At 59.6% G+C, this 25,789-nt stretch carries 22 protein-coding genes and 1 pseudogene; 15 read left to right on the top strand and 8 right to left on the bottom strand.

Features of this window, described 5'->3' with window-relative positions; translation table 11 throughout:
• Nucleotides 1-70: 70 nt before the first annotated feature.
• The 4 genes from P2W41_RS14320 to guaA are packed head-to-tail and all read left to right on the top strand — an operon-like array spanning nt 71 to nt 4,081.
• A complete protein-coding gene (locus P2W41_RS14320) occupies nt 71-1,357 on the top strand; it encodes an RsmB/NOP family class I SAM-dependent RNA methyltransferase (RefSeq protein ID WP_404933511.1) in 1,287 nt (428 codons plus the stop codon).
• A gap of 18 nt (nt 1,358-1,375) precedes the next feature.
• Nucleotides 1,376-1,828, top strand: coding sequence for a PaaI family thioesterase (locus P2W41_RS14315; protein WP_404933510.1), 453 nt, complete (start codon nt 1,376-1,378; stop codon nt 1,826-1,828).
• Nucleotides 1,825-2,466, top strand: coding sequence for a 5'-methylthioadenosine/S-adenosylhomocysteine nucleosidase (locus tag P2W41_RS14310; RefSeq protein WP_404933509.1), 642 nt, complete (start codon nt 1,825-1,827; stop codon nt 2,464-2,466). The genes P2W41_RS14315 and P2W41_RS14310 overlap by 4 nt, the downstream gene beginning before the upstream one ends.
• 55 nt (nt 2,467-2,521) lie before the next feature.
• Entirely contained in the window at nt 2,522-4,081 is a 1,560-nt protein-coding gene (guaA, locus tag P2W41_RS14305) for a glutamine-hydrolyzing GMP synthase (RefSeq protein ID WP_404933508.1), read from the top strand.
• An 813-nt stretch (nt 4,082-4,894) separates the two neighbouring features.
• On the opposite strand, the gene P2W41_RS14300 is transcribed toward guaA, so the two are convergent.
• From P2W41_RS14300 to P2W41_RS14290, 3 genes are read right to left on the bottom strand one after another with little or no spacing between them, the layout of a single operon-like run.
• Nucleotides 4,895-6,262, bottom strand: coding sequence for an alpha/beta hydrolase family protein (locus P2W41_RS14300; protein ID WP_404933507.1), 1,368 nt, complete (start codon nt 6,260-6,262; stop codon nt 4,895-4,897).
• Nucleotides 6,263-6,275: 13 nt separating this feature from the next.
• Nucleotides 6,276-9,458, bottom strand: coding sequence for an efflux RND transporter permease subunit (locus P2W41_RS14295; protein WP_404933506.1), 3,183 nt, complete (start codon nt 9,456-9,458; stop codon nt 6,276-6,278).
• Entirely contained in the window at nt 9,455-10,684 is a 1,230-nt protein-coding gene (locus P2W41_RS14290) for an efflux RND transporter periplasmic adaptor subunit (protein ID WP_404933505.1), read from the bottom strand. Before P2W41_RS14290 ends, P2W41_RS14295 begins: the two co-directional genes overlap by 4 nt.
• A 352-nt stretch (nt 10,685-11,036) precedes the next feature.
• Between P2W41_RS14290 and P2W41_RS14285 the strand changes: the two genes are divergently transcribed.
• Nucleotides 11,037-11,534 (top strand): TetR/AcrR family transcriptional regulator, encoded by a 498-nt coding sequence (locus tag P2W41_RS14285; RefSeq protein WP_404933504.1) that lies wholly within the window; start codon nt 11,037-11,039, stop codon nt 11,532-11,534.
• Between the two features lie 630 nt (nt 11,535-12,164).
• Entirely contained in the window at nt 12,165-12,986 is an 822-nt protein-coding gene (locus tag P2W41_RS14280; RefSeq protein ID WP_292899576.1) for an IclR family transcriptional regulator, read from the top strand.
• Nucleotides 12,987-13,061: 75 nt separating this feature from the next.
• On the opposite strand, the gene P2W41_RS14275 is transcribed toward P2W41_RS14280, so the two are convergent.
• Genes P2W41_RS14275 through P2W41_RS14265 form a run of 3 tightly spaced genes read right to left on the bottom strand, consistent with a single transcriptional unit; the run spans nt 13,062 to nt 15,490 of the window.
• Entirely contained in the window at nt 13,062-13,853 is a 792-nt protein-coding gene (locus P2W41_RS14275) for an HpcH/HpaI aldolase/citrate lyase family protein (protein WP_404933503.1), read from the bottom strand.
• 17 nt (nt 13,854-13,870) lie between these two features.
• Nucleotides 13,871-14,668, bottom strand: a complete 798-nt coding sequence (locus P2W41_RS14270; RefSeq protein ID WP_404933502.1) for a creatininase family protein — start codon at nt 14,666-14,668, stop codon at nt 13,871-13,873.
• 48 nt (nt 14,669-14,716) lie between these two features.
• Nucleotides 14,717-15,490: a creatininase family protein gene (locus P2W41_RS14265; protein ID WP_292900067.1), complete on the bottom strand. Its 774-nt coding sequence runs from the start codon at nt 15,488-15,490 to the stop codon at nt 14,717-14,719.
• 194 nt (nt 15,491-15,684) lie between these two features.
• Between P2W41_RS14265 and P2W41_RS14260 the strand changes: the two genes are divergently transcribed.
• The 7 genes from P2W41_RS14260 to P2W41_RS14230 all read left to right on the top strand — a co-directional run bounded on the left by P2W41_RS14260 (nt 15,685) and on the right by P2W41_RS14230 (nt 23,195).
• Entirely contained in the window at nt 15,685-17,235 is a 1,551-nt protein-coding gene (locus P2W41_RS14260) for an ABC transporter substrate-binding protein (protein WP_292899582.1), read from the top strand.
• Nucleotides 17,236-17,427: 192 nt separating this feature from the next.
• Nucleotides 17,428-18,447: an ABC transporter ATP-binding protein gene (locus tag P2W41_RS14255; RefSeq protein WP_292899584.1), complete on the top strand. Its 1,020-nt coding sequence runs from the start codon at nt 17,428-17,430 to the stop codon at nt 18,445-18,447.
• Complete coding sequence (locus tag P2W41_RS14250) at nt 18,444-19,490, top strand: ABC transporter ATP-binding protein (protein ID WP_292899586.1); 1,047 nt, start codon at nt 18,444-18,446, stop codon at nt 19,488-19,490. The genes P2W41_RS14255 and P2W41_RS14250 overlap by 4 nt, the downstream gene beginning before the upstream one ends.
• Nucleotides 19,487-20,884, top strand: coding sequence for a dipeptidase (locus P2W41_RS14245; RefSeq protein ID WP_292899588.1), 1,398 nt, complete (start codon nt 19,487-19,489; stop codon nt 20,882-20,884). Before P2W41_RS14250 ends, P2W41_RS14245 begins: the two co-directional genes overlap by 4 nt.
• A 35-nt stretch (nt 20,885-20,919) precedes the next feature.
• Nucleotides 20,920-21,366 carry a heme-binding protein gene (locus P2W41_RS14240; protein ID WP_292899589.1) on the top strand — a complete coding sequence of 149 codons (447 nt, stop codon included), beginning with the start codon at nt 20,920-20,922 and terminating at the stop codon, nt 21,364-21,366.
• 27 nt (nt 21,367-21,393) lie between these two features.
• The gene (locus P2W41_RS14235; protein ID WP_404933501.1) at nt 21,394-22,314 is read left to right on the top strand and encodes an ABC transporter permease; all 921 of its coding nucleotides are present in this window, start codon (nt 21,394-21,396) and stop codon (nt 22,312-22,314) included.
• 2 nt (nt 22,315-22,316) lie between these two features.
• On the top strand, nt 22,317-23,195 hold the full coding sequence (locus P2W41_RS14230; RefSeq protein WP_292899592.1) for an ABC transporter permease: 879 nt from the start codon (nt 22,317-22,319) through the stop codon (nt 23,193-23,195).
• Nucleotides 23,196-23,363: 168 nt separating this feature from the next.
• Here the strand turns inward: P2W41_RS14230 and P2W41_RS14225 are convergent, their stop codons facing one another.
• Both P2W41_RS14225 and P2W41_RS14220 read right to left on the bottom strand, forming a co-directional pair.
• A complete protein-coding gene (locus P2W41_RS14225; RefSeq protein WP_404933500.1) occupies nt 23,364-24,203 on the bottom strand; it encodes a LysR substrate-binding domain-containing protein in 840 nt (279 codons plus the stop codon).
• Between the two features lie 69 nt (nt 24,204-24,272).
• Nucleotides 24,273-24,347 (bottom strand): annotated as a pseudogene (locus P2W41_RS14220) (LysR family transcriptional regulator); the annotation flags it as partial.
• A 333-nt stretch (nt 24,348-24,680) separates the two neighbouring features.
• Between P2W41_RS14220 and pcaC the strand changes: the two are divergent.
• The gene (gene pcaC / locus P2W41_RS14215) at nt 24,681-25,064 is read left to right on the top strand and encodes a 4-carboxymuconolactone decarboxylase (protein WP_404933499.1); all 384 of its coding nucleotides are present in this window, start codon (nt 24,681-24,683) and stop codon (nt 25,062-25,064) included.
• Complete coding sequence (pcaH, locus tag P2W41_RS14210) at nt 25,061-25,789, top strand: protocatechuate 3,4-dioxygenase subunit beta (protein WP_404933498.1); 729 nt, start codon at nt 25,061-25,063, stop codon at nt 25,787-25,789. The genes pcaC and pcaH overlap by 4 nt, the downstream gene beginning before the upstream one ends.

Raw genomic sequence — 25,789 nt, 5'->3', positions numbered from 1 at the left:
CCGTTTTGCTTGTCTAAAGGCTCGCTACCGGCTAGCTGTGCGCCATTCGGGTAACCGGCAAAGGTGTCACATGCGACTTGGCGGACGACTGGCTGCGGCCATTGAAATTCTGGAAGACATCGATCGGCGCTATCGACCGGCGGCCGAAGCGCTGAGAGACTGGGGCCTGTCGCACCGCTTTGCCGGCTCCAAGGACCGGGCTGCCATTGGCAATTTCGTCTATGACGCGTTGCGCCGAAAGCGTTCAGCGGCGTGGATGTTTCAGGAAGAAAGCCCGCGCGCTCTCGCCTTCGGCGCCTTGATGATCGAGGCCGGCCACGATGCCGAAGCGCTGAATGCAGCATTGGCGGAAGACAATTTTGCACCACCACCGATTTCCAGCGAGGAAGCGAACCGCATTGCGGCACACCCGCTGGATCAGGCGCCTGACGGCGTGCGAGCGGAATGCCCGGAATGGTGCGAGCCGCTCTTCAAGCGTGCCTGGGGCGATGACTGGGTGGGGGAGGCTGCGGTCCTTGCGGAGCGCCCGCCGCTCGACATGCGGGTCAACACGCTGAAATCCACGCGCGAAAAGGTGGCGAAAGCGCTGGCGCGCACCGGCGTTCACCAGAGTGAACTTGCACCGCAGGGTTTGCGGATCGGCCCGATCGAAGGGCAGGGACGGCACCCCAATGTGCAGGCAGAGCCTGCCTTTCAGAAGGGCTGGTTTGAAGTGCAGGATGAGGGGTCGCAGATCGTTGCCGCCCTCACTGATGCCGCGCCGGGCATGCAGGTGCTCGACTATTGCGCCGGCGCTGGTGGCAAATCGCTCGCCATGTCGGCGGCCATGGAGAACACTGGCCAGATTCAGGCTTTCGATGCCGAGAAACAGAGGCTTGCCCCCATTTTCGACCGCCTGAAGCGGGCAGGTTGCCGCAATGTGCAGGCAGTGGCCGATCCCGAGGCACTTGCTGTGCATGAAGAAAAATTCGATCTGGTCGTCGTGGATGCGCCATGCACGGGAGCGGGTACCTGGCGGCGCAGGCCAGACGCGAAATGGCGGCTCAGCGAAAAGCAGCTTGAACAGCGTCAGGCGGAGCAGGCCGAAATCCTCGCCCGCGCCGCCCGCTTCGTGCGTCCGGGTGGGCGACTTGCCTATATCACCTGCTCGGTATTTGTGGAGGAAAACGACGATCAGGTGCGGGCCTTCCTTAAGGCCAGTCCGGATTTCCAGTCGGTGGACCACGTGACACTGTGGGAAAGGCACTTCCCCGGACAGATTGCCAAGGCGAAAATTGACAGGATCACGGGCATTGCCCTTTCTCCAAACCGTACAGCAACGGACGGCTTCCATTTCGCCGCGCTGGAGCGGACCTGACGACCGGATGGCCAGACGATGAACCAGGCAAATCCCGCTGATGTCGAAGCCCGGGTTCGGGCGAGCTTCGCCCGCCAGAAGATGATGGAAACGATCGGCGCCGAGCTGACGCTCGTGACGCCGGGTATTGTCGAGATCGAGATGCCTTATGCGGATGCGCTGACGCAGCAGCATGGGTTTCTCCATGCGGGTGTGATTTCGACGGCACTCGATTCGGCATGTGGTTACGCCGCATTCTCGTTGATGCCGGAGGATGCCGCCGTCCTGACCATCGAGTTCAAGGTGAACCTGCTTGCGCCGGGGCGCGGGGAGCGCTTTCTGTTCCGCGGCACCGTCACCAAACCCGGCCGCACCATCATCGTGGCCGACGGGCAGGCTTATGCATATTCCTCCGAAGGAAATGCCAAATTGATCGCCACCATGACCGGAACCATGATGACCATCATCGGACGGGAGGGGATCGAGGGATGATGCGGACACCGGTGGAGCCGGCCATCCTTGCCGGAAAGCGCGTTCTCTTTGTCATGGCGGCCGAAGCCGAATACGGACCGCATCTGAAGAAGCGTTTCAAACCCCTGATGACAGGTGTGGGCCCCGTGGAAGCGGGAGTGGTGCTCGGCGCAGAGCTCGCCCTTCTCGATGCCGAGGGCCATCTGCCCGATCTCCTCGTTTCCCTTGGATCTGCCGGGAGCCGCACTCTCGAACAGACGGAGGTCTATCAGGCTACCGCCGTGTCCTATCGCGACATGGATGCCTCGCCGCTTGGCTTTGAAAAGGGCGTGACGCCTTTTCTGGATCATCCTGCGATCATGCCCCTGCCTCACCGCATTCCCGGCATCCGCGAGGCGACGCTTTCGACCGGCGGCAACGTGGTTTCAGGTGCCGCCTACAACGCCGTCAATGCCGACATGGTGGACATGGAAACCTTTGCTGCTTTGCGCGCCTGCCAGCGTTTCGGCCTCGAACTGGTGGCATTGCGTGGCATCTCCGACGGCGCGGCCGAACTGCAGCACGTGAACGACTGGACCGAATATCTGCATGTCATCGACGAAAAGCTCGCCGACGCGGTGGACCGCCTCGAACAGGCCATTGCCGACGGTCTTCTATGACCAAAAAACGGCATCGCCGCTTGCACCCAAACGCATCTTTCTCTAAAGGCTCGCCATGACGATATCCAATCCCGACACAGTTCTCATCGTTGATTTCGGCAGCCAGGTCACGCAGCTCATTGCGCGGCGGGTGCGCGAGGCCGGAGTCTATTGTGAAATCGCTCCGTTCCAGTTGGCCGAAGAGGCGTTTAACCGCCTTGCGCCCAAGGCGGTTATCCTCTCCGGCAGCCCGGCCTCGACCGTCGATATTGGGAGCCCGCGCGCGCCGCAGGTGATCTTCGATTCGGGCCTTCCGGTGCTTGGCATCTGCTATGGCGAGCAGACCATGTGCGCCCAGCTCGGCGGCCGGGTCGAAGGATCGGATCACCGCGAATTCGGCCGTGCCTTTCTGGAGATCGAGGACGATTGCCCATTGTTCGACGATGTCTGGGCCAAGGGCACCCGCCACCAGGTGTGGATGAGCCATGGCGATCGGGTGACGGCCATTCCGGCAGGCTTCCGCGTGGTCGGTACCTCGACCGGAGCGCCCTTTGCGGCCATTGCCGATGATGAGCGCAAATATTACGGCGTCCAGTTCCATCCCGAAGTGGTGCACACTCCAGATGGAGCGAAGCTCCTGTCCAACTTCGTCCACAAGATCGCGGGCCTTTCCGGCGACTGGACGATGGCGGCCTATCGCGAACAGGCGATCGAGGCGATCCGCAAGCAGGTTGGCGACGGCAAAGTGATCTGCGCGCTTTCGGGCGGTGTCGATTCCTCCGTGGCGGCGCTTCTGACCCATGAGGCTGTCGGCGACCAGTTGACCTGTATTCTTGTCGATCATGGTCTGATGCGGAAGAACGAGGCGTCCGAAGTGGTCGCCATGTTCCGCGAGCACTACAATCTGCCGCTGATCCTGGTGGATGCCTCCGACCGCTTCATCGGCGCTCTGGAAGGCGAGAGCGACCCGGAAAAGAAGCGCAAGACCATCGGCCGCCTGTTCATCGAGGTGTTCGAGGAAGAGGCGAAAAAGCTTGGCGGTGCCGATTTCCTGGTGCAGGGCACGCTCTATCCGGACGTGATTGAAAGCGTTTCTTTCACCGGCGGGCCCTCGGTGACCATCAAGTCGCATCACAATGTGGGTGGCCTGCCCGAACGCATGAATATGAGCCTGGTGGAGCCGCTGCGCGAACTCTTCAAGGATGAGGTTCGGGTGCTGGGCAAGGAGCTCGGTCTGCCCGACAGCTTCATCGGCCGCCACCCCTTCCCGGGACCAGGACTGGCAATCCGCTGCCCGGGGGGCGTCACCCGCGAGAAGCTGGAAATCCTGCGTTCCGCCGATGCGATCTATCTGGACGAGATTCGCAAGGCCGGCCTCTACGATGCGATCTGGCAGGCCTTTGCAGTCCTCCTTCCGGTTCAAACCGTGGGCGTGATGGGCGACGGACGGACCTATGAGTTCGTCTGCGCGCTGCGTGCGGTAACGTCGGTCGACGGTATGACCGCAGATTTTTATCACTACGACATGGAATTCCTCGGTCGCGCCGCCACCCGCATCATCAACGAGGTGAAGGGCATCAACCGCGTCGTCTACGACGTGACATCCAAGCCGCCCGGCACGATCGAGTGGGAATAGCGATTGTCTAACCGGGGTTGGCGTTAAACGTTTCTGAAAGCCCTGATTTATCAAAGTCGACAAGCTTTCCAGTCTGATCCAGTTTTGCCAGTTAAAGGATGAAAACCACTTTGATGGCATTTTCGATGGGACACCATGAGCCGAATCTTGCCAAAGTCGGTAAGAACACCCTTTGGCTGTGATGTATCTGGGAAGGTCTCGCAAAGGCTTAAATGCTGAGAGATGTGAGGCTTGGGTGGCTGAAACGAACAGTGACACCGTTCAGGTTCGCCACGAGATCAAGGGCATTGGGCTTGCTGTCGTGCGTGAAAGGTATCTGGACACCTGCCGCGCGCTACAGGAGGTTAAATCTTCAGCCCAGGAGAAATACGTCCTAAGAAGCGGTTGAAGGCGTTGTAGGAAGAAAATGCCAGTCTGAAGACGCTTTTGGCGGATCAGATGATGGATGTCGCCACGCTTCGCGAGACGCTTGCAACAGAGTTCTAACGCCCTGTTTTGGGAGGAATTCCGTGAACCGGGCGATTGAAGAGATGAGTTCTCTCAACACGGTGTGTGTCCTGGCGGGCAGGGTGCCGGGTGTCCACCGCTATCAGTCGAGCCGACCGGATGACACTGACCTGCGGCAATGCTTTAGGGAGTTGCCTTAAGAACGGCGTCGGTTCGGTTACTGCCGTTTTCGCCTGTTGCTGAAGTGCGAGGACATCGATGTGAACTGGATGATGCTCTACCCCATTTACAGGGAGGCGCGGCTGACGGTCCACAAAAGCGGCGGCAGGAAGCAGGTCCTGGCACAAGGGCTACGATGGCCATTCCTCAGGAGCCAAACCAGAGATGGCCCCTGAACTTCGTCTCGGATGCACCGGTCGATGGACGCCGCTTCCGCATTCTGTGTTTTGTTGACGACTTCAGCCGGGAATGTCTGATCAGCGTGGTCGACAACTCGCTCTCGGGCGAACGCGTGGCCCGTGACCCGGCTGCGCCAGGCTTGCCCGGCCTGGCGACTGAACAGACGCCGGTACCGAGGAAATCATGCCGGATAGTTGCACGGTGGAAAGCTTCAACGGTCGGTTCTGCGATGTGTGTCTCAACGAACATCTGTTCCGCGACTAACGACATGCTGGTTTGTTCCAGCCTGTCCATCCACTCGGCCAGACATTCCAGGACGCCTTCCGCGAAGACGCTGTCACCACCGAACCATATCCTGAGCAGCATGAGCCAGGCGTCCAGTCCCTGATGCGTTGGCTTGACCTCATCCGTCGCCAACATGCCGTGATCGGCGTGATCGAATATCCGAATTTCAAACACTGGGGCTGCTGAGCGCGAGAGCTCGGCACGATAGGTGCGCGCACTTTCGATGGGATCGACATAGGCGTCGTGGGTCCCAAACAGTGCGAGGACGGGTACGTCGATTTTGCGCAGATCTGCCCGAACATCGGTGCGCCAGTTGCGCTTCGCGAAACCCCAAAAGGCTTCGCTCATTGGCTGGGCGCTCGAATTTTCAGAGATATGTTTCAGATAGGTTTCGTAGGAGGTGCCGCTCTGAATGAGAGCATTTATCGCGTCGTTGGTGCGTTGCTCAGCTGCTATCTCCTGTTCGCTCATACCCTCCGCTTCCATGCGTTTACGTCCTGAGTAACGGGACTGTTTCATCCAGTTGATGGCTCCGGAAACCGGGATCATGAAGGCGATATCGTCGCGCCTGTTCACCACTTTAGGCAAGACCCAGCCGGCCTGACTGAAGCCGATGAGCCCCACCGGGCCGTTCTCCAGTCCCAGATTCTGGCGCAGGAAATCGATGGCCGCGGAAACCTCGTCCGCACGGTCCTCCATCGACTGCAATCGCCAGTCACCGTCGGATCCTCCAGTACCGGGCTTATCCCATGACATCGAGCACCAGCCCTTGTTTGCAAAGAGGCGCCAGAAAGCCTCGTAATAGCCATGTGCGTCGCGCGGCATGTCGCCCGAACCGTGGACGAATATCATACAGGCGGATGGCTTGTCCGTTCCGGCTGGCAGGAGCAGAAGCCCCTGCAACGTATTGCCTGCATGTGTGAAGCTGATTTTCCGCCGGTCGAGCCGGTCCTCTTCCATGAGCACAAAGATTGCACCCAGTACCAAAAGCGCTGCGACCGGGCCGATGAACCAACAGACGATCCTGCGTGAGGGACGCTTTTCCTTCATATGGGTATTCCTTTCAGCTCGCCTTCGCTCGCGGATGTGCTTGCTCCAAGTGGTATTGAGTGCGGTTGCTGGATGCGTTCAGCAGGATATAGAGGCAGGGAATGACGAGCGGCACGAGAAGAGTGGCGAGGCCAAGGCCGAGAATGACGGCCATGCAGAGCGGGTACCAGGCAGGTGCGGAGAAGGCGAGCGGCAGTAGGCCGGCAATGGTGGTAAGAGAGGTGGTAACGATTGGCCGCAATCTGTCCGACGCACCGAGCGCCGCCGCTTCCCGAACGCTTTTACCTTCGCGCCGACGCTCGTTCATCACCTCGACCATGACAATGGCGTCGTTCACGACGATACCAACAAGGGCGATGATGCCGATCATGGCAGGAAACGACATGGGAATACCAAGGAAGAAGAAGCCGATAAAGGTTCCCGTAAGCGCGACAGGGACCATAGCCATGATGATGAGCGGTTGCAGAAATGACCCGAACAGAAGAATGAGGATGGCCGCGACGAACAACCCCGCAAGGATCAACGAGTGGCGAGACTTGCCAAAGGTCTCCTCGGCGGTCTGAATTTCACCAGCCCAGCGGATCGCATAGCCGGCGGGCAGATTGTCCTGAAGATCCGTAATCAGCGGCGATAGCCGCTCGGCCACGCTGATGGCCGTCACTCCTTCGGCGAGTTGCGCCTTGACGGTGTTGGTGCGCCGGCCGTCACTGTGAAGATAAAGGCGGGGGCTCGTTGCAACCTTCATGTCCGCCAGCAATGGCAGAAGCAACGCTGCTCCATCCCCGGTAACAACGGGGGTCGTTTCAAGCTCGTAAAGACGGCGTGGACCGCCCAGTTTCCCAATGCGGCTTGGATGTTGCCCACCGAGATTGATATCGAGATCGGGGTCGGTGCCGGCAATCTTGAAGGTGTCTATCTTGTCGGTCGTGAGCGAGAAGCGCACCTGCTGCAAGACGTCGGCCTCGCTCAACCGGTGATAGGCCAGCACGTCGCGGTCGAGGGTGAACCGGACTTCCGTCTTGAAGGGACCGATTGTGTCGCGGATATCATTCACGCCCGGGATGGCGGCGAGCGCGCTCTGTATCGTCCGGGAAAGCGTACGCAGGCGCATGGGATCGTCGCCAACAAGCCTGATCTGTATCGGGGCGGCTGATGTCGCGCCGCCGAGATCCGGACTTAGCAGGACATTGAGGCCCGGCTCGTCGGAGAGCGCTGCTGCCAGCCGTTCGCGGATCTCGGGCAGTGCCTCATATGAGGCGATCTCGCGGGCATTTTTGGGTTTGAAGAGCACGGATATGCCCACCATATCGGCGCCGAAGAGCGGAAGGAGATACTCGTCGATTGTATGCAGCGCGAAGGGGCTCTTTTCTGCGGCGTGCGTGGTCACGCTGGCGAGATAGGAAAGACTACGGAGCGACTCCCCGGCCTTCAGTGCCACGCGTTCCGCATCTGCCAGCGTTGCGTCGGGCGGCAGCGAAACAGTGATGCCGAGTGTGCGGCGATCCTCTTTGGGATAGAGGTTCGAGGGCAGAGATGTCGCCAGGAGCGCCGAGGCGAGGAAGCAGAGCAAGGCCAGCGCGACCACGATCGCGGCACGCGTTCTGGAGCGAAGGGGACCGTGGAGAAGCCAGGTTTCGACATACCAAGCGAGGAAAAGGGTTGCGCGGTCGACCGGCGTTGCTGCCGGGTTCACTTTTCGGGCAAGGAGGAAGCGTGACAGGGGAACCGCTATCAGAAAGGCGACACCAAGGCTCGCCACCAGACAGGCAATGGCAGTCAGGGGAATGAGCCGGATGAACTTGCCGTCGATGCCTCCTATCAGCATCAACGGAAACAGGGCGAGGACGGTGGTGGCCTGACCGGCAATTGCTGGCATGAGGTAGGCCCTGACTGTGGACCGGGCAGCATCGTCGAAATGCAGGCGCCGGATATAGAGTCCGTCATGCATGCCCTCCATCACCAGGATGAAAACATCGACAAGCAATCCGAGCGCGATGACCATGCCCAGAATGGTCAGTGTATTGAGCGTGAAGCCGAGCTGATCGACGATGACCAGCGCAGCCAGCAGAGCCACTGGCATGGCTATCGCCGCAACAATCGCCTCGCGCCAGGTGAGCGCCAGGAGCAGCATCAGAAAGACTGCGGCGGCGCCTTGCATGAGATTGGTCGTCACCTCGCGAAAGCTGTCGTGGATGACTTCGCGTTCATCGTTGAGCGTGGTAATCCCAATTTCCGTGGGCCAGTCAGTTGCTGTCGTTACTTCGGAGATCTGGCGGCTGACCGCTTCGATTGTGCCGACCGTGTCGTTACCGGGACGCTTGAGGACCGACAGGCTGATGGCAGGCCGGAAATCAGTGCCGTCGATGCTGACCTGTGAGGTTCCGTCCTCCTCGTCGAGGCCGATAAAGACCTCAGCCACATCGCCGAGCTGGACGATCGTCCCGTCGTCGAGTGCCGCAATCTGGATTGTGCGCAGATCGGTTACGGAAGTCGCCCGACCGGCAAGATAGAGGGCGTGTGTCGCTGTTTTCGTCTCCAGTTCGCCCCAGGCGAGATCCCGGTTGGCGGAGCGGACGCGGTCGCGCACCGCACTTGTCGGGATGCCGAGGGCGGAAAGGCGTGCGACATCGAGGCGAATTTGAACCGCGCGTGGCCTTGCACCTTGCAGACGTACGGCGCGAACGCCCGGCAGTTCTTCGAGCTTGCGTTTCAGCTTGTCCGCACAAAGATTGAGCTGCTCCTCGTCTGTATCGCCGGAGAGAACAAAGCTTGCGACGGGCATGTCGTTGACCGAAACCTGTTGGACGTCCGGCTTCTTGACCCCAGTCGGAAATTGGCTTTCCGCTTCGCTGATCCGCGCCCGTAGCTCCTGCATGGCGACAGGGGTGGGAATGTCGGCCTCGAATTGGAGAATGACAAGGGACAGCGAGTTGCTTGAACTGCTCTCATGGAACTTCAATCCCGGGAGCGCCCGAATGACATCCTCGATCGGCTTGGTGACTTCCTTTTCCATTTGTTCTGGTGAAGCGCCCGCCCATTCGGTCGCAATAACAGCCTGGGGGATAGCAAGATCGGGATAGTTCTCGCGCACCATGTTCAGGAGCGCGACGCTCCCTCCAATCAGGCAGGCGGCCAGCAGAACGAGCGCCAGGGTCGGGTTGAGTAGCAAAAACTGAAGCGTACCGCGCCGCTTCATTGCCGCCTCTCGGGCCCCGGACGGTTATCCTCGCCAGCGATACTTGCAGTCGAGGTGGAGTTGCCCGTTGCGGAGGAATGGTCGCCTGCCAGTTGAACCGCCATTCCGTCATTGAGAAGGTGCTGGCCGGCGATGATGACTAGCTCGTCATCCTCCACGCCGGAACGGATCGCGACGTGGGTATGATTGGATATCCCCACCTGCACCTGTCGCTTCTCGACCACTGAGCCGCCGGGGATGAGGGTGAAGATGAACGGCTTGTCCCCGGAATGGACAAGAGCGCTATGGGGCAGGATTGTAGTGTTAAGGACCTGTGCAGCGGCAATCCAGACCGTCGTCAACATGCCGTCCCTGACGGTGCCGCCACGGATGCGAACCTTGACCTGAACCGCCCGGCTGCCAAGCCCAATCGACGGACTGACCGACCAGATCTGTCCGGTGACGACGTCCGGGTGGTCGATGCCCTCGGTTGCGGTCTCCCAAATGGCTTCAGAATTGTCGCTGGCGAGAACGTCCTGCCCGGGCGCCAGATTCTTGGCGTCTGGCCAGGGCACGTTGAGCGCGATCTCCAGGACCTCCTCATTGACGAGGATGGCAGCCGCGGTTTTCTCGCGCGAGGCTTGCGAACCGGCCACCGCGCCTTCAACATAGTCGCCCACGCGCACGTTGATGAGAGAAAGGCGCCCGTCGAAAGGCGCGCAGAGCACCATCTTCTCAAGAACGATCCCTGCCTGTCGGAATTGAGCCGCTGCCAGATCGACTTCAGCACGGGCGGTTTCCAGTTCCGCTTCCGCTGTCCGCAAAAGGGTGTCAGCCGTCTCTGCTGCCTTGTGCGAGACAATGCCGCGGGAAGCGAGCGCGGTCGTGCGCGTGTGTTCCTGTCGTGCCTGGTCGAGCGCCGCCTGTGCCACCTCGACACGCCGTTCCGCACGCTGCCGCTCGGCTGCCGCCTGCGCCATTCGTGCCCGCGCTTCCCGGTCGTCAAGGCGAAGCAGCATCTGACCGAGCTGCCCATCGGGTTTCGGGCCATGAACGAAGGTTCCTTCGCGCAGCGGTACTCCGTCTGCGTCCTGGCCGATTTCGGCGACGATCCCGGCGGTCTCGATATGGAGGTGGCTTTTCAGCACAGCCTGGGCGACACCTCGGGCGACGATCCACCGGGTTAGCGTTCCCTGTCTGGCACGCGTTGCGGCGACAACCGGCCTGTCTTCTTCTCGTGCGATCACTACTCGTGCGGGCGGTTCCTGTTCAAACAGGACTATAAGGCTCCCCGCTGACACGAGCATCAGAGCGAGCCCGCCGGCCCACCGGTGCCAATGCCCTTTCTGTCTGCCAGCGGCGCTCTGCGCAGAGGGGGTATCGAGTGACAATTTGCGTCTTTCATTAAAAGAATGAGCGTTCACTTTATGAATTGACTTGCCAGGTTCGCTTGTCAAGTCATATAGAGAATGAATATTCGCTTTTTAAAAGGAGTGCGCCTTGAGAACCCGGGATGAGGCTCTGCACAAACGCAGGAAGTCTGAAATTTTGAGAGCGGCGGCCAAATGCTTCGCCGCAAAGGGCGTGCATCAGGCGAGTATGCAGGAAATTTGCGACACAGCAGGGATCAGTGCCGGTGCCCTCTACCGCTATTTCGAGAGCAAGGAAGCGATCATTGTCGCTTTGGCCGATGAGGAACGGGCCGAAAATGCCGAGCTGATAGCTCATCTCTCGGCGGCGGACGACATAGTCGACGGATTGTGCGAAGTCGTGCCCGAGATCATCGCCGTGCTGAGAAATGAACAATACGGGCGGCTGGCCATCGAAATTGGTGCGGAAGCAACGCGCAATCCGGTGATAGCAGAGGTTTTTGAGCGCAACGAAAGCGAGCTTCGACGCGCGCTTTCTGATGCCCTGGAGCGGGGTCAGAAGTGCGGCGCGGTTGATCCCGCGCTCGATGTCCAGGCAATGGTGTTCCTGGTCCTGGCGCTCTTCGATGGCATTCCGGGACGGAGCATCTTCGATGAGAAAATCCTGCGTGAGCAGATTGCTGAAACCTTGCAACGGTTTCTCCGCAAGGCCCTGCGGAACGCTTGACCGTGCCGGGGCAGCCACGCCGCCGATGCGAAGACGGCTGCATGCGGTCGTCGCTGCAGGTGCGCTGACCAATGTCTCCGAGAGTATGGGGGGCTGGCTCTGCTCTAACATGTCCTGGAAACGGGCGAAGGCGCATCCGCCGCATTTTCCTTGAGTTCGCTGTCAGCAAGAGTCTCAAAAACTTCGCCCTTATCGAGCGAATGCCGGTCATGCGCCAACAGTCAGACAGCACCAATCGAGTGACCTTTTCCGAGAGCTGAGGTCATGCGCCCGATATCAGCGTACGCGCAGCAGGATGACCGGTTCGTTGAAATGACGACAGAAAGCAAGAACACGCTCTTCCAGAGTGCACGGAATCTTATTCCACGGCCGAGGTTGCAGAGCTTCCTGCGACAAAGCCGGCACAAATATGCGATCCGGAGATGTTCAAAAAGCTTGGGGCTATTCACCTTGGTGGTCTTATTGGTTACGCTGTTGAAAGGCTGCGCTCCAGGCTGGCAGTAGTTCCGATCTCTTACTATCCATACACCTTGGCATTGGACCGAGCGAGAGACTTGCCGTTGGAACAGTCTGTTTACAATGATGTGTGGTGCGAGCGGCTGGGCGGTTCACCACGAAGAGGAGTGAGACTTGTTGGAAGAACATGAAAGCGGGTCTCTGCCTTCGACTACGGGCAAGCCTGTTCAAACGGGCGGCGGTGTTCAATCGTTGGAGCGTGCCTTTGATCTGATAGAACTGATCGCCAGTGAAGGCGGGCCAATTGCGTTAACTCAGCTGGCAGAGCTGTCGCAGTTACCACCGCCGACTATCCATCGCCTTGTGCGCACCCTTGTAAAGCGCGGTTATGTTCGCCAGACCCCGAACAGGCTCTACGTTCTGGGACCCCGTTTTATGCGTCTGGGTGATGCATCGCGGCGCGTGGTCGGCAACTGGGCGCAACGTCATTTGACCGAACTCGTCGACCTGACCGGGGAAACGGTCAATGTTGCTGTGCTCGATTACGATGGCGCGCTGTTTGTAGCCCAGGTGCCGTCCAAGCACCATCTGCGGATCTTCACCGACGTTGGTCGGCGTGTGCGGCTGCATTTGTCTGCGGTGGGCAAGATCCTGTTGGCGCAGATGACGGATCAGCGCATCCGCGAGGCAGTCAATCGACAGGGTATGCCTGCGCAAACCCCGCACTCGATTACTTCTTTCGAAGTGCTTCAGCAGGAGATCACCCTCGTTCGAGAGAGGGGCTATGCGGTGGACAATGGCGAGCAGGAGGTGGGCATGCGCTGTATCGCAGTGCCCGTGCCCGGGATGCCGACGCTCACCGCCCTGGGTATATCGAGCCCAGAACAGAGGCTTCCTGACGAAGCGATAGAGCGGATGGTTCCGCAATTGAAGGCGACCGCGGCGCGGATTTCCGAGGATGTACTGAGTCAGGAGGTTAAACCAGGCCACCCTTGAAGGGCAGCCTGGCCGGTTTAGCCTGGTCGAGTTCCTTTGGGTCTGTCAGGATTCTGCTCCTGATAGCATACAGCTTCAGGCGCCAGTCGCAGGCGCGGAGAAAGCCTCCCGTGCGCTCCGCAGGAAATCGCGTGTTGCCGAGGCGACCAGGGCGGTGTTGCTGACCATAACCATTCGCGCTCCGAGTCTGGCGGCCTGTTCGAGATCTGCCGGCGTGCCGGCGGCAGCATTCAGATGCTTGCCCAGCCGCTTGGCGATCCCGGCCGCCTTGACGACGCATTCGCCAACTTGAGGGATCTGTTTTTCACCGGGATGTCCCAGCGAAGCAGCGAGATCGCCAGTTCCCAGGCAGATGATATCGATGCCGTCCTCGCCGATGATGCCTTCCGCATGATGATAGGCCTCTTCGTCTTCCATAAGCGCGCAAACTACGGGATGGTTTTGCGTGGCATGGAAAAAGTCCTTTGGGCTCTGCGTGGCACCGTAGTTGGCAGCGCGGGACGAGCCTGCCACGCCTCGCGTGCCATGCGGCGGAAACCGTAGCGCGGAAACCAGCCGCGCTGCATCTTCCGGAGTGCGTACATGGGGCGCGATGATGGCGCTGGCTCCGGTGTCGGCATAGGGAAGGATCACTTCGGGGCGGTTCTCCGGTACACGCACAAGGGAAGCCATGCCGGCAGCATCGGCCGAGGTGACGAGGTTGTAGCAGCTTTCGACACTGATCCCATCGTGTTCGGCATCGATCATCACCCAGTCGAATCCGAGCAGGCCGTAAAACTCCACCAAACGGGGCGAGGCGATGTCCGCCATCACTCCGAAGAGGGGGCGGGACTCCTTGAGCTGCTCGCGCAACCTGTTTGTTCTCATTGCTTTTCCTCCTTCTTCTAGAATGCGATCGCCGGCGGCTTTATGCGCGCATCCATGGTGCGGAAATGCCGGGTGAATTCAGCCACATAGTCGGCCATGCGGCGAAACAGTTCTTCACCTCGTTTGGCGCAGGGCATGCTCGCGTCGCCCCATCCGGAGGAGCGTGACACGTTCTCGATTCTGACAGGCAGGTTGACGCGGCTTTCACCGAACCTGGCCTCCATTGGCGACAACAGTTCGAGATCCTGATAGGCGCTGCGCGCACTGGGCTGCGCGAGATCAAGCCGCACCGAGCCGGGATGGAGATATTCGAGAAGCGAGGCTCCAGGTTCTCCGCCGTGACCAAAGACTGAGTGATCGTTGTTGAACAGATCTCCGCGCAGATCAGCCTGTAAGACGCCGGGGTTGAGGGAGGCCATCACCACACCGGTCTTTTTGCGGACCGTGCGCATCGCCGTTGAAACCGGGTAAAGGTTCGGAATGTGATAAGTGAGCAAGCAGATGTGATCGAATCCGCTGTCGATGAGCCCGAGAGCCAGTGTCTCGACATACTGCTCCACCAGGTCGGGCGATATGGCGACTGTCCCCGGAAAGGACAGGATGGAATCGGAAACACCATAGGTTAGTGGTGGCAGCCAGACATCCTGGTTTGCCCTGGCGGCCTCTTCCGCCAGTGCTTTTGGTACGAGATAGTCATAGCCGAGCGGCAACGGGCCGTTGCCTTCAACTGTGCCGATCGGTAGCAGAGCCACCGCGCCCCGCTGTGCTGCCTCGCGGATTTCCCGCGTGCTCATGAGTGGGAGATAGGTTTTCATATTGCCTCGCTATCGTGAATTTTGGGTCGCGGTTTGCAGGCAGACGGCCTAGATCGCGGGCTCAGGGGGAGCGAGCCGGGTGTCCATCGTCTGGAATTTGCCGATGAAATCCACGACGTGGTCGAGCATGCGGCCAAACAGAATTTCGCCACGTTCCGCAGATGCGTTGCCTGGATCCCCCCATCCGGAGGTCGGCGAGAGTTCTTCCAGCTCAAGATAGAAGTTGACACGACTGGCCCCGAAACGGGCTTCCATTGGCGAGATCAGTTCCAGCCCTTGCCAGTTTGCCTTTTCCCTGGCTTCGGCGAACGCGTCGCGGGTGGCCTCTGGATGAAGATACTTCAGTAGCGAAGTGCCAGGTTCGGCGCCGTGGCCGATGCTCTCCGGTTCAAACAGATCGCCGCGCAAATCGGCAAACAGCACCATTGGGTTGATGGAGGCAACCTGAACCCCGGTGTCGTAACAGACCCGTCGGCTTGCCTGCTCGACCGGGTACTGGTTTGGGCCGTGATTGGTAATGAGAAGGATGTGATCGAAACCGGCTTGGATAAGGGACTTCATGATCGCTTCCGCCGTCTCGCCCAGCATCTGCGGTGTGATCCCCAAGGTTCCCGGGAAACCTTTCAGACCATCCGAGACGCCATAGGCAACAGGCGGCAGATAAACAGAGCCGGTCGCTTCAGCGGCACGCTCAGCCAGGGCTGAAGAAACCAGGAAGTCGAGCCCGGTGGCATTCTGAGGTCCGTTTGCGTCGGTGCTGCCGATCGGCACCAGTGCCACCGCGCCGCGTTCGGCAGCCTCTTTCGCCTCGATCCAGGTCATAAGTGGCAAGAATGACTTCACAGCAACCCCCTTTTTCTAAAGTTGCGTATTCATATTATGGAAGTAAAATTCCATCAAGTGGAATTTATCAGGCTTTGAATCGATCTTTTCGTTGACAGGACCGCGCCCCAAAGGTAGATTGCAAAAATTCCACGATATGGATCAATAATTCCAAAAATAATAAGGGGACGTTGATGATCTTTCTTGTTGGGGCTCGGTTTCGGACGGTTTTGATTGCGTCGTGCGGCGTTGTGGGAGTGCTGGCTTCGCCTGCGGTCGCAGAGGAGCGGGCGCGGCTTCGCTTCGTGCAGCAATCACCGGTTCAAAGCTTAAACCAGAACATCGAATCGACGCGTACGTCTGGGCGGATCGGTGAAGAAATAGTCGAGGCGCCAGTCGGCGTCCGAATGGTCGACGGCAAGTATGAGTTCTACCCCAAGCTTGCAGAGTCGTGGTCGCAGGTTGATGCACGCACATGGCGCTTCAAAGTGCGGCCTGGGGTCAAATTCTCCAATGGAGAGCCGCTGACGGCGGAAGCATTCGCCAAGACGCTCGAGTTCTGGCGTGCCTATCCTGGCGGAAAATCTGCAGCGACTTTCGCCAACATCGACATTAATGTCGTGGACGAAATGACGTTCGATGTCGTTACCGAAAAGGAAAACCTTTCCTCTCTTCCCGCTCAGATGACCTATTTTGTCGTTGCGCCGCCACGCTATCACGAGAGTCTCGGCGAGCCCGCCGAAGCTCAGGTGGCATTTGGGAACGACCCCATCGGCACCGGTCCCTATCTACTTGATGAGTGGCAAAAGGGCGTGGTTATCAAGCTGAAGGAAAACCCGGAATACTGGGGCGAGAAGCCGACAATCAAGGATATCGAGATCCGCAGTGTCTCTGATCCGGCAACCCGTGTCAGCCTGCTTCAGTCAGGCGCTGCCGATGTCATTGGCGACATTCCGGTCAGCCTGTATGATCGCATTGCTGCCATGGACGGGAAGAAGATGGTGGGTGCCCGCAGTGACGTGCGCGTCTTCCTTGCCCTCAATCTAAGCACAGCGCCGACTGACAATGTTCTGGTGCGCAAGGCGATAAGCTACGCCATCGATCGTAAGCTGATCATCGACAGGCTCCTGCGCGGCCACGCTGAAGAGACCCAGGGCATCTTTGCTCCTGGAGAGCTTGGATACACGGCGGATTTCTCGGCCTATTCCTACGATCCGGAAAAGGCGCGCGCCCTCTTGAAGGAGGCCGGCTTCGACGGTCCGGTTCCCATTACCCTCAATTATCCGATCGGTACGTTCGATATCGACCAGCAACTGGCGGAAGTGATCCAGGCGCAGTTGCAGGAAGTCGGCTTCGAGGTGGCCATGAAAGGCGGACCCAATCCGTCGCTGCAGCCGCTATGGCGTAAACCGGGTTCTTCCGAGGGCATCTATCTCTATCAGATGAGCCCGGTCTACCCAGACTCCAACTTCCTCATGAACACCGCATATTTCGGCTCCGGGTCGGTCTACAGGGCCTTCGGCACGGACGAGAAACTCGATGAAATCAGCCATGCGGCGGCTACGGCGAAGGAAGCTGAGGAACGTCAGGCGCTTTATGAGAAGGCGCAGGAGCGGGCCATCACCGAACTCGCCATGTGGGTGCCGCTCTACATCCGTGAGCTGGGATACGGTATGGTTGAAGAATTCAACTGGGACCCTCCTGCGTCGAACAGGCTGAACTTCTCTTCGGTGAAGTTCGACTGAACGGCGAACGGTGTCGCGATGCAGTCTCCCGACGTCGCGGCACCGTTAGTTATGCTGATTTCGGTTCGAGCCACTTCAGGATGGTAAAGTAGTCGTTTTCAGCAGGGGAGTGCGGACGCGGAGCGAAAGCTGCTTCACGCCTTCCTTCATCCCGCCCAAACTGCCCGAAGCCCGCTCGCGGAGTTGTATCGTATGGCTGAGTCCGTTCCTGTCGCGCCACAAGACGCTGCCTCTCTGCTCAGCGTGCGCGATCTCAGCGTCTGCTTTCACGCAAAAGGTGAGACTGTTCATGCCGTCAACGGCGTCTCCTTTGACCTGGCAAGAGGCGAGGCGATCGGTATCGTCGGAGAGTCCGGCAGCGGAAAGTCGACCGTCGCATTGGCTATCATGCAATTGCTAGCCCCGGCTGCAGAAATCAGCGGAAGCCATGTCACGCTTGAGGGTAGGGATCTTCTGGCCATGAACCCCCGGGCGATGCGCCAGGTACGGGGCAGGGAAATAGCGCTCGTCTTTCAGGATCCGATGACCGCGCTCAACCCCGTTCTGACTGTCGGCCAGCACATGCAAGAGGCACTTTATCTGCATGAAGGATTGAAGGGGCAGGCAGCGTTCATTCGCTCTGTAGAGCTCCTTAATCTGGTTGGGATCGCTGCGCCTGAGAGCCGCCTGTCCGCCTATCCACACCAGCTTTCAGGGGGAATGCGCCAGCGGGTGATGATCGCGCTGGCAGTCAGCGGAAACCCCAAATTGCTTATAGCAGACGAGCCGACCACTGCGCTCGACGTCACGATCCAGGCGCAAATTCTCCAGCTTCTTGCCCGTTTGCGGGACGAACTCGACATGTCGATCATTCTTGTCAGCCATGATCTCGGCGTCGTGGCAAGCCTGTCCGACCGGGTCTTGGTCATGTATGGCGGTACCGTGGTCGAGGACGCGACCGCTGAACAGGTTCTGCTTTATCCCAAACACCCCTATACCTCGGCGTTGATCGCCGCTCGTCCCGAGATCGATGGAGACCGCGACGTGCCGCTAAGGGCAATTCCCGGAGCTGCGGGGCGCCAGTGCGAGCCGCCATCAAGCTGCAGCTTTGCGCCACGATGTCCGGAATGCATGGATGTGTGCAGCCAGTCATTGCCGCCGCTGCTGTTCGTCAACGGACACGGGACCGCCTGCTGGAAAGTTTCGGGCATTGACGGGGAGCGCATCCCGTGACGGCTTCCAAGACCGCTGACAATTCGTTGCTTCAGGTCGACAATCTGAAGGTTCATTTCGGACAGGGACGACGGCTGTTTTCGCGCAGCCGCTGGTCGGTGCGGGCTGTCGATGGAGTCAGCTTTCAAATTCGCGAGGGCGAAACACTCGGCCTGGTCGGTGAATCGGGTTGCGGCAAGAGCACGGTTGGTCGTGCCGTGGCGCAGCTGCTGACGCCCACTTCGGGTATGATCTCGTTCGACGGCGAAGATGTAACTGGTATGGATTCGGCCCGCGAGCGTCGCTTCCGGCGTGACCTCCAGATCGTTTTCCAGGATCCTTACTCCAGCCTCGACCCCCGCATGCGGATCGGTGCGGCGATCCGCGAGCCCCTCATCATTCATGGCATTGCCCGGGGCCGCGAAGCCGATGCACGCGTGACCGAACTGCTCGATGCCGTCGGTTTGCCGGTATCGGCGGTTGAGCGCTATCCGCACGAGTTCTCCGGTGGGCAACGCCAGCGCATCGCCATTGCCCGGGCACTAGCGCTTGAGCCCCGGCTGATCGTTTGCGACGAGCCCATCTCGGCGCTGGACGTATCCGTGCAGGCGCAAATCGTGAACCTGTTGGGCGAGTTGCAGAAGCGCCGTCGGCTGACCTTTCTGTTCATCGCCCACGATCTGGCGGTTGTGCGCCACATTTCGCATCGCATCGCGGTCATGTATCTCGGCCGGATCGTGGAGACAGGCGATAGCGAAACGCTCTGCCGCGAGCCGTTGCATCCTTACACCAAGGCGCTTTTCGGGGCTGTGCCCCGAACCGACCCACGTGCGGCGCGTTCCGGTGACTGGTCGGTTATCGAGGGCGAGATCCCGAGTCCGCTCAATCCACCGAATGGCTGTCATTTTCATACCAGATGCCCTTTTGCCAGGGAGGTCTGCCGCCACAGCGACCCGCCACTCGAGGCACTGTCCAAAGACCGCGGGGTCGCCTGCCATTTCTGGCGGGAGATCCGGGCAAATACTGGTGCCGACCCGATCAAGACGAAAAAGGCTGCTACATGACTGACTGGACCGTTGACGAGGCCATTGCGCTGACGCGCAAGGAAGAAAAGGACAACATTGCCCGCCTTCGCGAGTTTGTGCGCATCGAGTCTGTGTCGATGACACCTGCCAGGGCCGATGACGTGATGCGGGCTTCCGAATGGCTGGCGCACGAACTCCGACGTATTGGCTTTGAGCATGTGCGCATCCACGAGACCGAAGGGCATCCAATCGTCACGGCAGACTGGCTGAATGCCGGGTCTGATGTTCCGACAGTGCTCATCTACGGTCATGTCGACGTGCAGCCGGTCGAGCCGGTCTCTGAATGGACCGTGCCGCCTTTCGACATCACTGAGCGTGACGACCGCCTCTATGGGCGGGGCTCCACCGACGACAAAGGGCAGCTGCTGATGCATCTCGTGGCGCTCGATGCTTTGATGCGCAACGGTGGCGGCAGACTACCCTGCAACTTCAAGCTGGTTGTCGACGCCGAGGAGGAGATTGGCTCGCCCAGCCTGCTTGGCTGGATGAAATCAAATCCTGAATTGGTCACGGCTGATTTTGCGGTTGTGAGCGATTCGCCGATGTACGACTACAACATGCCGTCGATTGCCTGTTCACTGCGCGGCATTGCCAATCTCGAAGTGGAGCTGCGCAGCGCCGATGGCGATGTGCATGCGGGCCAGTTCGGCGGAGCGATCGCCAATGCGGCCCGTTCGCTGTCCCGCATTCTGGCGGCGTTGCACGATGCCGACGGTTGTGTGACCGTGCCGGGCTTTTATGATGGCGTACCGTCGATCGCTCGGGAAGAACGCGAGCGTTTTGCGTGTCTACCCTTCGACGAGAACGCCTGGATGGCAAGCGTGGGCGCTCTCGGCGCAGAGGGTGAAGCCGGGTTCTCGACGCTGGAGCGTACCTGGGTGCGTCCGACGCTGGAGATCAACGGTCTGTTCTCAGGACACATTGCCGAAGGCACAAAGGCCATCGTGCCGGCTGTGGCAACAGCAAAGCTTTCCTGCCGGCTGGTCGCGGGTCAGGATCCCGAGGCCCTTCAGAACAAGGTCGCCGAACACATCGCCGCGCTGGCGCCAGCCAATGTGCGTTGTATGGTCAAGCGACTGAGCGTCGTGCCGCCAGCGGCAATCGATCACCGGTCGGCGGCGGTGCAGCTCGCCGCCTCGAGCCTGGCGCAAGCCTTTGCCACCGAGGTGTTCCTTGTGCGAGACGGCGGTGCCATTCCGGCCGTCGCCCATCTCAAGGATCATTTTTCGATGGATACGCTGCTGATGGGCTTCGGATGCCCGGATGAAAACAAGCATGGCCCGGACGAATGGCTCGCTATGCTGCACTTCAGGAAAGGCATCGAAGCCCTTATCGCTTACTGGCCAGCTCTTGCACGGACCGGTGCTCAATAAGCTTCTGCAAACTCACAAGAGACCACGGGACAACCATGAACAACGTGATGAACATCGATCTCGAAACCGCCAATGCACTGATTGCCGCGGGCGTCAGCCGTGCCAGTGAAATCGGCGTTCCGATGGCGATTTCGGTCGTCGATACCGCAGGCCATGTTGTGGCGCTGCATCGCATGGACAACGCGAACTGGCATACGATTGGACTTTCCCAGGGAAAGGCGATGGCGGCGGCCGCGATGCGCCTGCCCAGCGCCGACCTCGGCGCGCGGTGGAAGGATTTTCCCGCTCTTACCACAGCCGCGACAGTGCTTAACGGCGGACACTTTGTTCCCCTGCCAGGCGGCTTTCCGCTCAGAGTGAACGGTCAGGTGGTGGGCGCTGTCGGCGCCAGCGGCGGCACTGGCGCGCAAGACGCCGATGTCTGCCTGCACGGTATTTCCGGCACCGGTCGGTTCGATGCCGAAACGCCGCCAGCGGCATAGGCGGCAAGTCGAATTGCGGAGGATATGATGGCACGCTTTCTCGCCCGACGGCTTATCCTGGCGTTCGTCGTCGTGTTTGCGGTCGCCTCACTCACCTTTTTCGCCCTCAATCTGAGCGGCGATCCGATATCAAACGCGCTTTCCGATGCGGGAGCGAGCGAGGAGCAGATTGCCGCCGTTCGCCATCAGATGGGTTATGACCGGCCGATCATCGTGCGCTACGCGGACTTCATTTTCAGTGCCGGGCGCGGCGATTTCGGCCGCTCAATCTTTTATGGCGAGGAGACACTGCCTCTGGTGGTAGCGCGGTTTCCCTATACGATGATCCTCGCGGGGGTGGCCATGCTCATCACCGTGCTGGTGGCGATCCCGCTTGGCATCTTGGCGGCCACTTTCCCCGACAGTCTGCTCGATCGGACCATCGTGACGCTTGCAGCGCTGGGTCAGTCCGTTCCGATTTTTGTCGTAGGCCCTATCCTGATCCTGATTTTTTCGGTGCATTTGGCGATTCTACCGGTATCGGGTGCCGAGAGTTTATGGAGTGTGGTGCTGCCGGCAGTAACGCTGTCTTTCTATCCGATGGCCCGTATCACCCGGCTCCTGCGAGCGAGCATGCTTGAGGTCACAGGTTCTGAGTATGTGCTGACAGCCCGTGCGCGCGGATTTTCCGAGTTTCGTGTTGTTCTGCGCTACATTTCCAACAACGCGCTCCTGCCTGTGCTCACCGTGCTCGGCCTGCAACTGGGAAACCTGCTTGGCGGGGCTGTGATCGTGGAGACGGTGTTCGCCTGGCCGGGCATTGGCAGTCTCACGCGCGACGCGTTGATCAACAGCGACTTTCCCTTGGCGCAGGCAGCAGTGATCGTGATCGCCATCGCGGTTGTGGTCGTGAATTTTCTGACCGACGTCGTCTATGCGCTGGTCGATCCACGAATTCGGTTGAGCTAACCATGTCAGTAATTACGGACGCACAAACCTCTCCGCCTCGACGTCGCAGAAGGCGACTTGCGCGACGGCGCATCGGTGTCGTTGTGGCGCTTGCCGTGCTGCTGATCCTCTTCGCCCTGGCGCTCAGCGCACCACTGTGGGCCGTCGATCCGGCGAAGCAGTCTCTGCTCGACGCGGAACTGCCGCCTTATCCGCTCAACGGCTCTGTTCCCGGGCATCCTCTGGGCACCGATGAACTTGGCCGTGATCAGCTTTCCCGCATTCTGTTCGGCTTGCGAACGTCAATCACCATCTCAGCCCTTGCCATGATGCTGGCGATGAGTATTGGCACGGCGATTGGTATCATCGCCGGGTTCTTCCGGGGCCTTGTAGAGGAAGTTCTGATGCGTATCGTTGATGTGCAGATGTCCTTTCCAGCCATCCTTCTGGTGGTCACATTCGTCACTGCGGTGGGCCCCAGCTTCCAGTCGATTGTCATCGTGCTGGCGCTGTCGGTGTGGGTGGTGTTCGCGCGTGTGGCGCGTGCCCAGGTTCTGGCATTGCGCGATTCTGATCTTATCCTGGCCATGCGGGCGCTTGGAGCTTCGACGCCGCGTATTCTGTTCTTGCATATAGTGCCGAACATCGCCGGCCCGCTGATTGTCATTGCCACACTTGAAATGGCCACCCTGATCGTTGCCGAGTCGGCACTCGGTTATCTGGGGCTCGGCGTTCCGCCGCCGACACCCAGTCTGGGTGCCATGATCGCTTCAGGGCAATTCGGCCTGATCACTGGCGTCTGGTGGCTTGTTGTCGGTCCAGGGCTTGCCATGACAGCATTCATTATGTGCATCAATGTTCTGGGTGACCGGCTCCGCGACCGGCTTGACCCCCGTAGTTAGCAGAGAGGTCGACCTGACCTTAGGTGCTTGATCTTGATATTGGTGGCGTCGTCTTTGAATCCGGGCAGGCATCCTGGGCGGGCACTGCATCGCTGGCTCTCACTGATGAAGGGCTGCCGACACGGAGCATGTCAAAGTCCTGCGTGATCTGCTCCATCATTTCGACACTCACTGGATACGCGCGCGCAGCCGGTCGGTGATGAATTCCATGGCGAGCACGATCGCGAAGATCACGAGAATGGAGGGGCGTAATCCCGGAAAGACGTCCAGGTACCATATGCGTGCTTTCAGCCATCGAATGCGTCTTTCAGATCGCTTTGCGAAACCTTGTCGCTCGCCTTGTCGAAGAGGATGCGTCCATTCTTCAAAGCCACGACCCGGCTCGCATATGTCAGCGCATGCTCCATGTCGTGTGAGGTGGAAAGCAGCATTACGCCGTGTTCGGCGCACAGTCGGGCAGACAGGTTCATCCACAACCCCGCGCGATATGAACCAAAGCATATCGGAGCGCTCCAGAAGCAACAGGGCAACGGGGAGGGCCACTGTCTCGAAGGTCGGAGCGATGTCGGAAAGCCCCATGGCGGCAAGGTACCGGTCAACCGTTTCCCGGATAATCGCGCCAGGGTTCGGCAGGATGAGTGGAAATCCGGAAAGCGCCTCGCGTGCGGGACGCTGAAGCGCGGGGTGGCCCGTGCGAGCGACAAGAAGAATGGGCTCTTCATAGAGATATTCGAATGACAGACCAGGCATGTCCCGGGCGGAAGGCATTCGCCCCACCATCAGGTCGATTTTTCCTCTACGCAGCATCTCAATGAGATACCGGTTTGGTCCGGTAATGACCCCGGTCCGCGCCTGGGGGCGAGCCTGAGCGAAGTCCAGGGCCACGGAGGGGAAGAACCCGCCCGCCACTGTTGGCAAGACGCCCACCTTCACCAGATCGACGGCTGCACCGCCAGAGAGGCTGCGCACACCGGCTTCAAGATTCTGCAGTGCCGAGAGCGCATGCATCCGAAATCCCTCCCCGGCAGGGGTGAGAACGGCGTTCCGGCCAGCTCGCTCGAACAATGCCGAACCCCAAAGCGTCTCAAGCTCGCGGATGGTCTTCGAGAGGGCAGGCTGCGAGACGCCGCGCGCTCTCGCCGCGGCAGAAATGCTGTCATGCTGTCAGGCCGATAGAAACGCCTGAACATGGCGCAGTTTCATGCCGAGAGGTATATCCATATGGTTATGCTTTTTTGCATATCTTAATATTTTTTCGGAGGAAGAAATTATGTCAGTCTGCCTGTGGAGCTGGTCGCGCAGGTAATAAACGCTGCCGGGTTCGGCCGGCGCAATCGTGTATGGGGCCCTGAACAGGTGAAACCCCTTGCTGCACATCCTTCCGGTGATGAATGTCGCATGTCCGGGGAGGCGTTGACTTGCCCGCGGTGGGAACATCGGCTGAATTGCGAAGAGGTGCATGACCTTTGTGGAAAGGATGCTGTGATGAGTGACAGGTATGACAGGGGCATGAAAGTGCGCCGCGAGGTGCTCGGAGATGCGCATGTGGATCGGGCGGAGGCCGCCAAGACCGCATTTGATCAGTCTTTTCAGTCGCTGATCACCGAAGGTGCCTGGGGCACGGTGTGGGCGTCTGACCGCCTTACCCGTCGCGAGCGGTCCATGCTGACCGTCGCGCTTCTTGCAGCGACTGGCAATTTTGAGGAAATTCCAATGCATATACGCGCCACGGCCCGCACGGGTGCCTCCCGGGAAGACATCGCAGAGGCATTGCAACACGTCGCCATCTATGCCGGTGTGCCAAAGGCCAACCATGCCCTCAAGCTTGCCAAACAAACTTTCGTGGAAATGGAGGAGAATGACGAATGAGGGATCTCGGACCACTCATCCCGCGCAATCATTCGGTTCATCCGGCAGCTTATGCTGAGGACTACAAGACAAGCGTGACGCGCTCGCCCAATCTGCCGCTTCTTTCGATGGAGAGCACACCCTCGGAGGAAACCGGCCCTGTTTTCGGGGCAGAACTGATCGGTGAGCTGGACAACAACCTCATCCTCAACTGGTCCAAGGGGCTTGCCCCCGCCGTGGGCGAACGCATTCTCGTGCATGGACGTGTGCTGGACGAGAATTGCCGGCCGGTGCCAAATGCGCTTCTCGAGATTTGGCAGGCCAATGCCGGTGGCCGCTACAGGCATGTCAAGGATACCTATTTTGCCCCGCTCGATCCGAATTTCGGTGGATGTGGCCGCACGCTCACCGACGAACGCGGCTATTATGAATTCCTCACGATCCGGCCGGGCGCATACCCCTGGCCGAACCGTGCCAATGACTGGCGCCCGATGCATATCCACTTTTCGATCTACGGCCAAAGTTTCGGCCAGCGCCTCGTCACGCAGATGTATTTCGAGGGGGATCCGCTGATTGCCCATTGCCCGATCGCAGCGACCGTCAGGGACCGCAGTCATCTCGATCGCCTTGTGGCGCCGCTCGACCTGTCGAAATCGCGCCCGCTCGATTACCTCGCATACAAGTTCGATATTGTGTTGCGCGGTCGTCGACAGACAATGTTTGAAAACAGGCTGGAGGGCATGTGA

The sequence above is a fragment of the Nitratireductor sp. L15S-10 genome (genome assembly GCF_045011005.1).
Lineage (GTDB): Bacteria > Pseudomonadota > Alphaproteobacteria > Rhizobiales > Rhizobiaceae > Nitratireductor.
The sequence above is the reverse complement of the archived record's forward strand: the minus strand, read 5'-3'. Positions and strand labels throughout refer to the sequence as shown.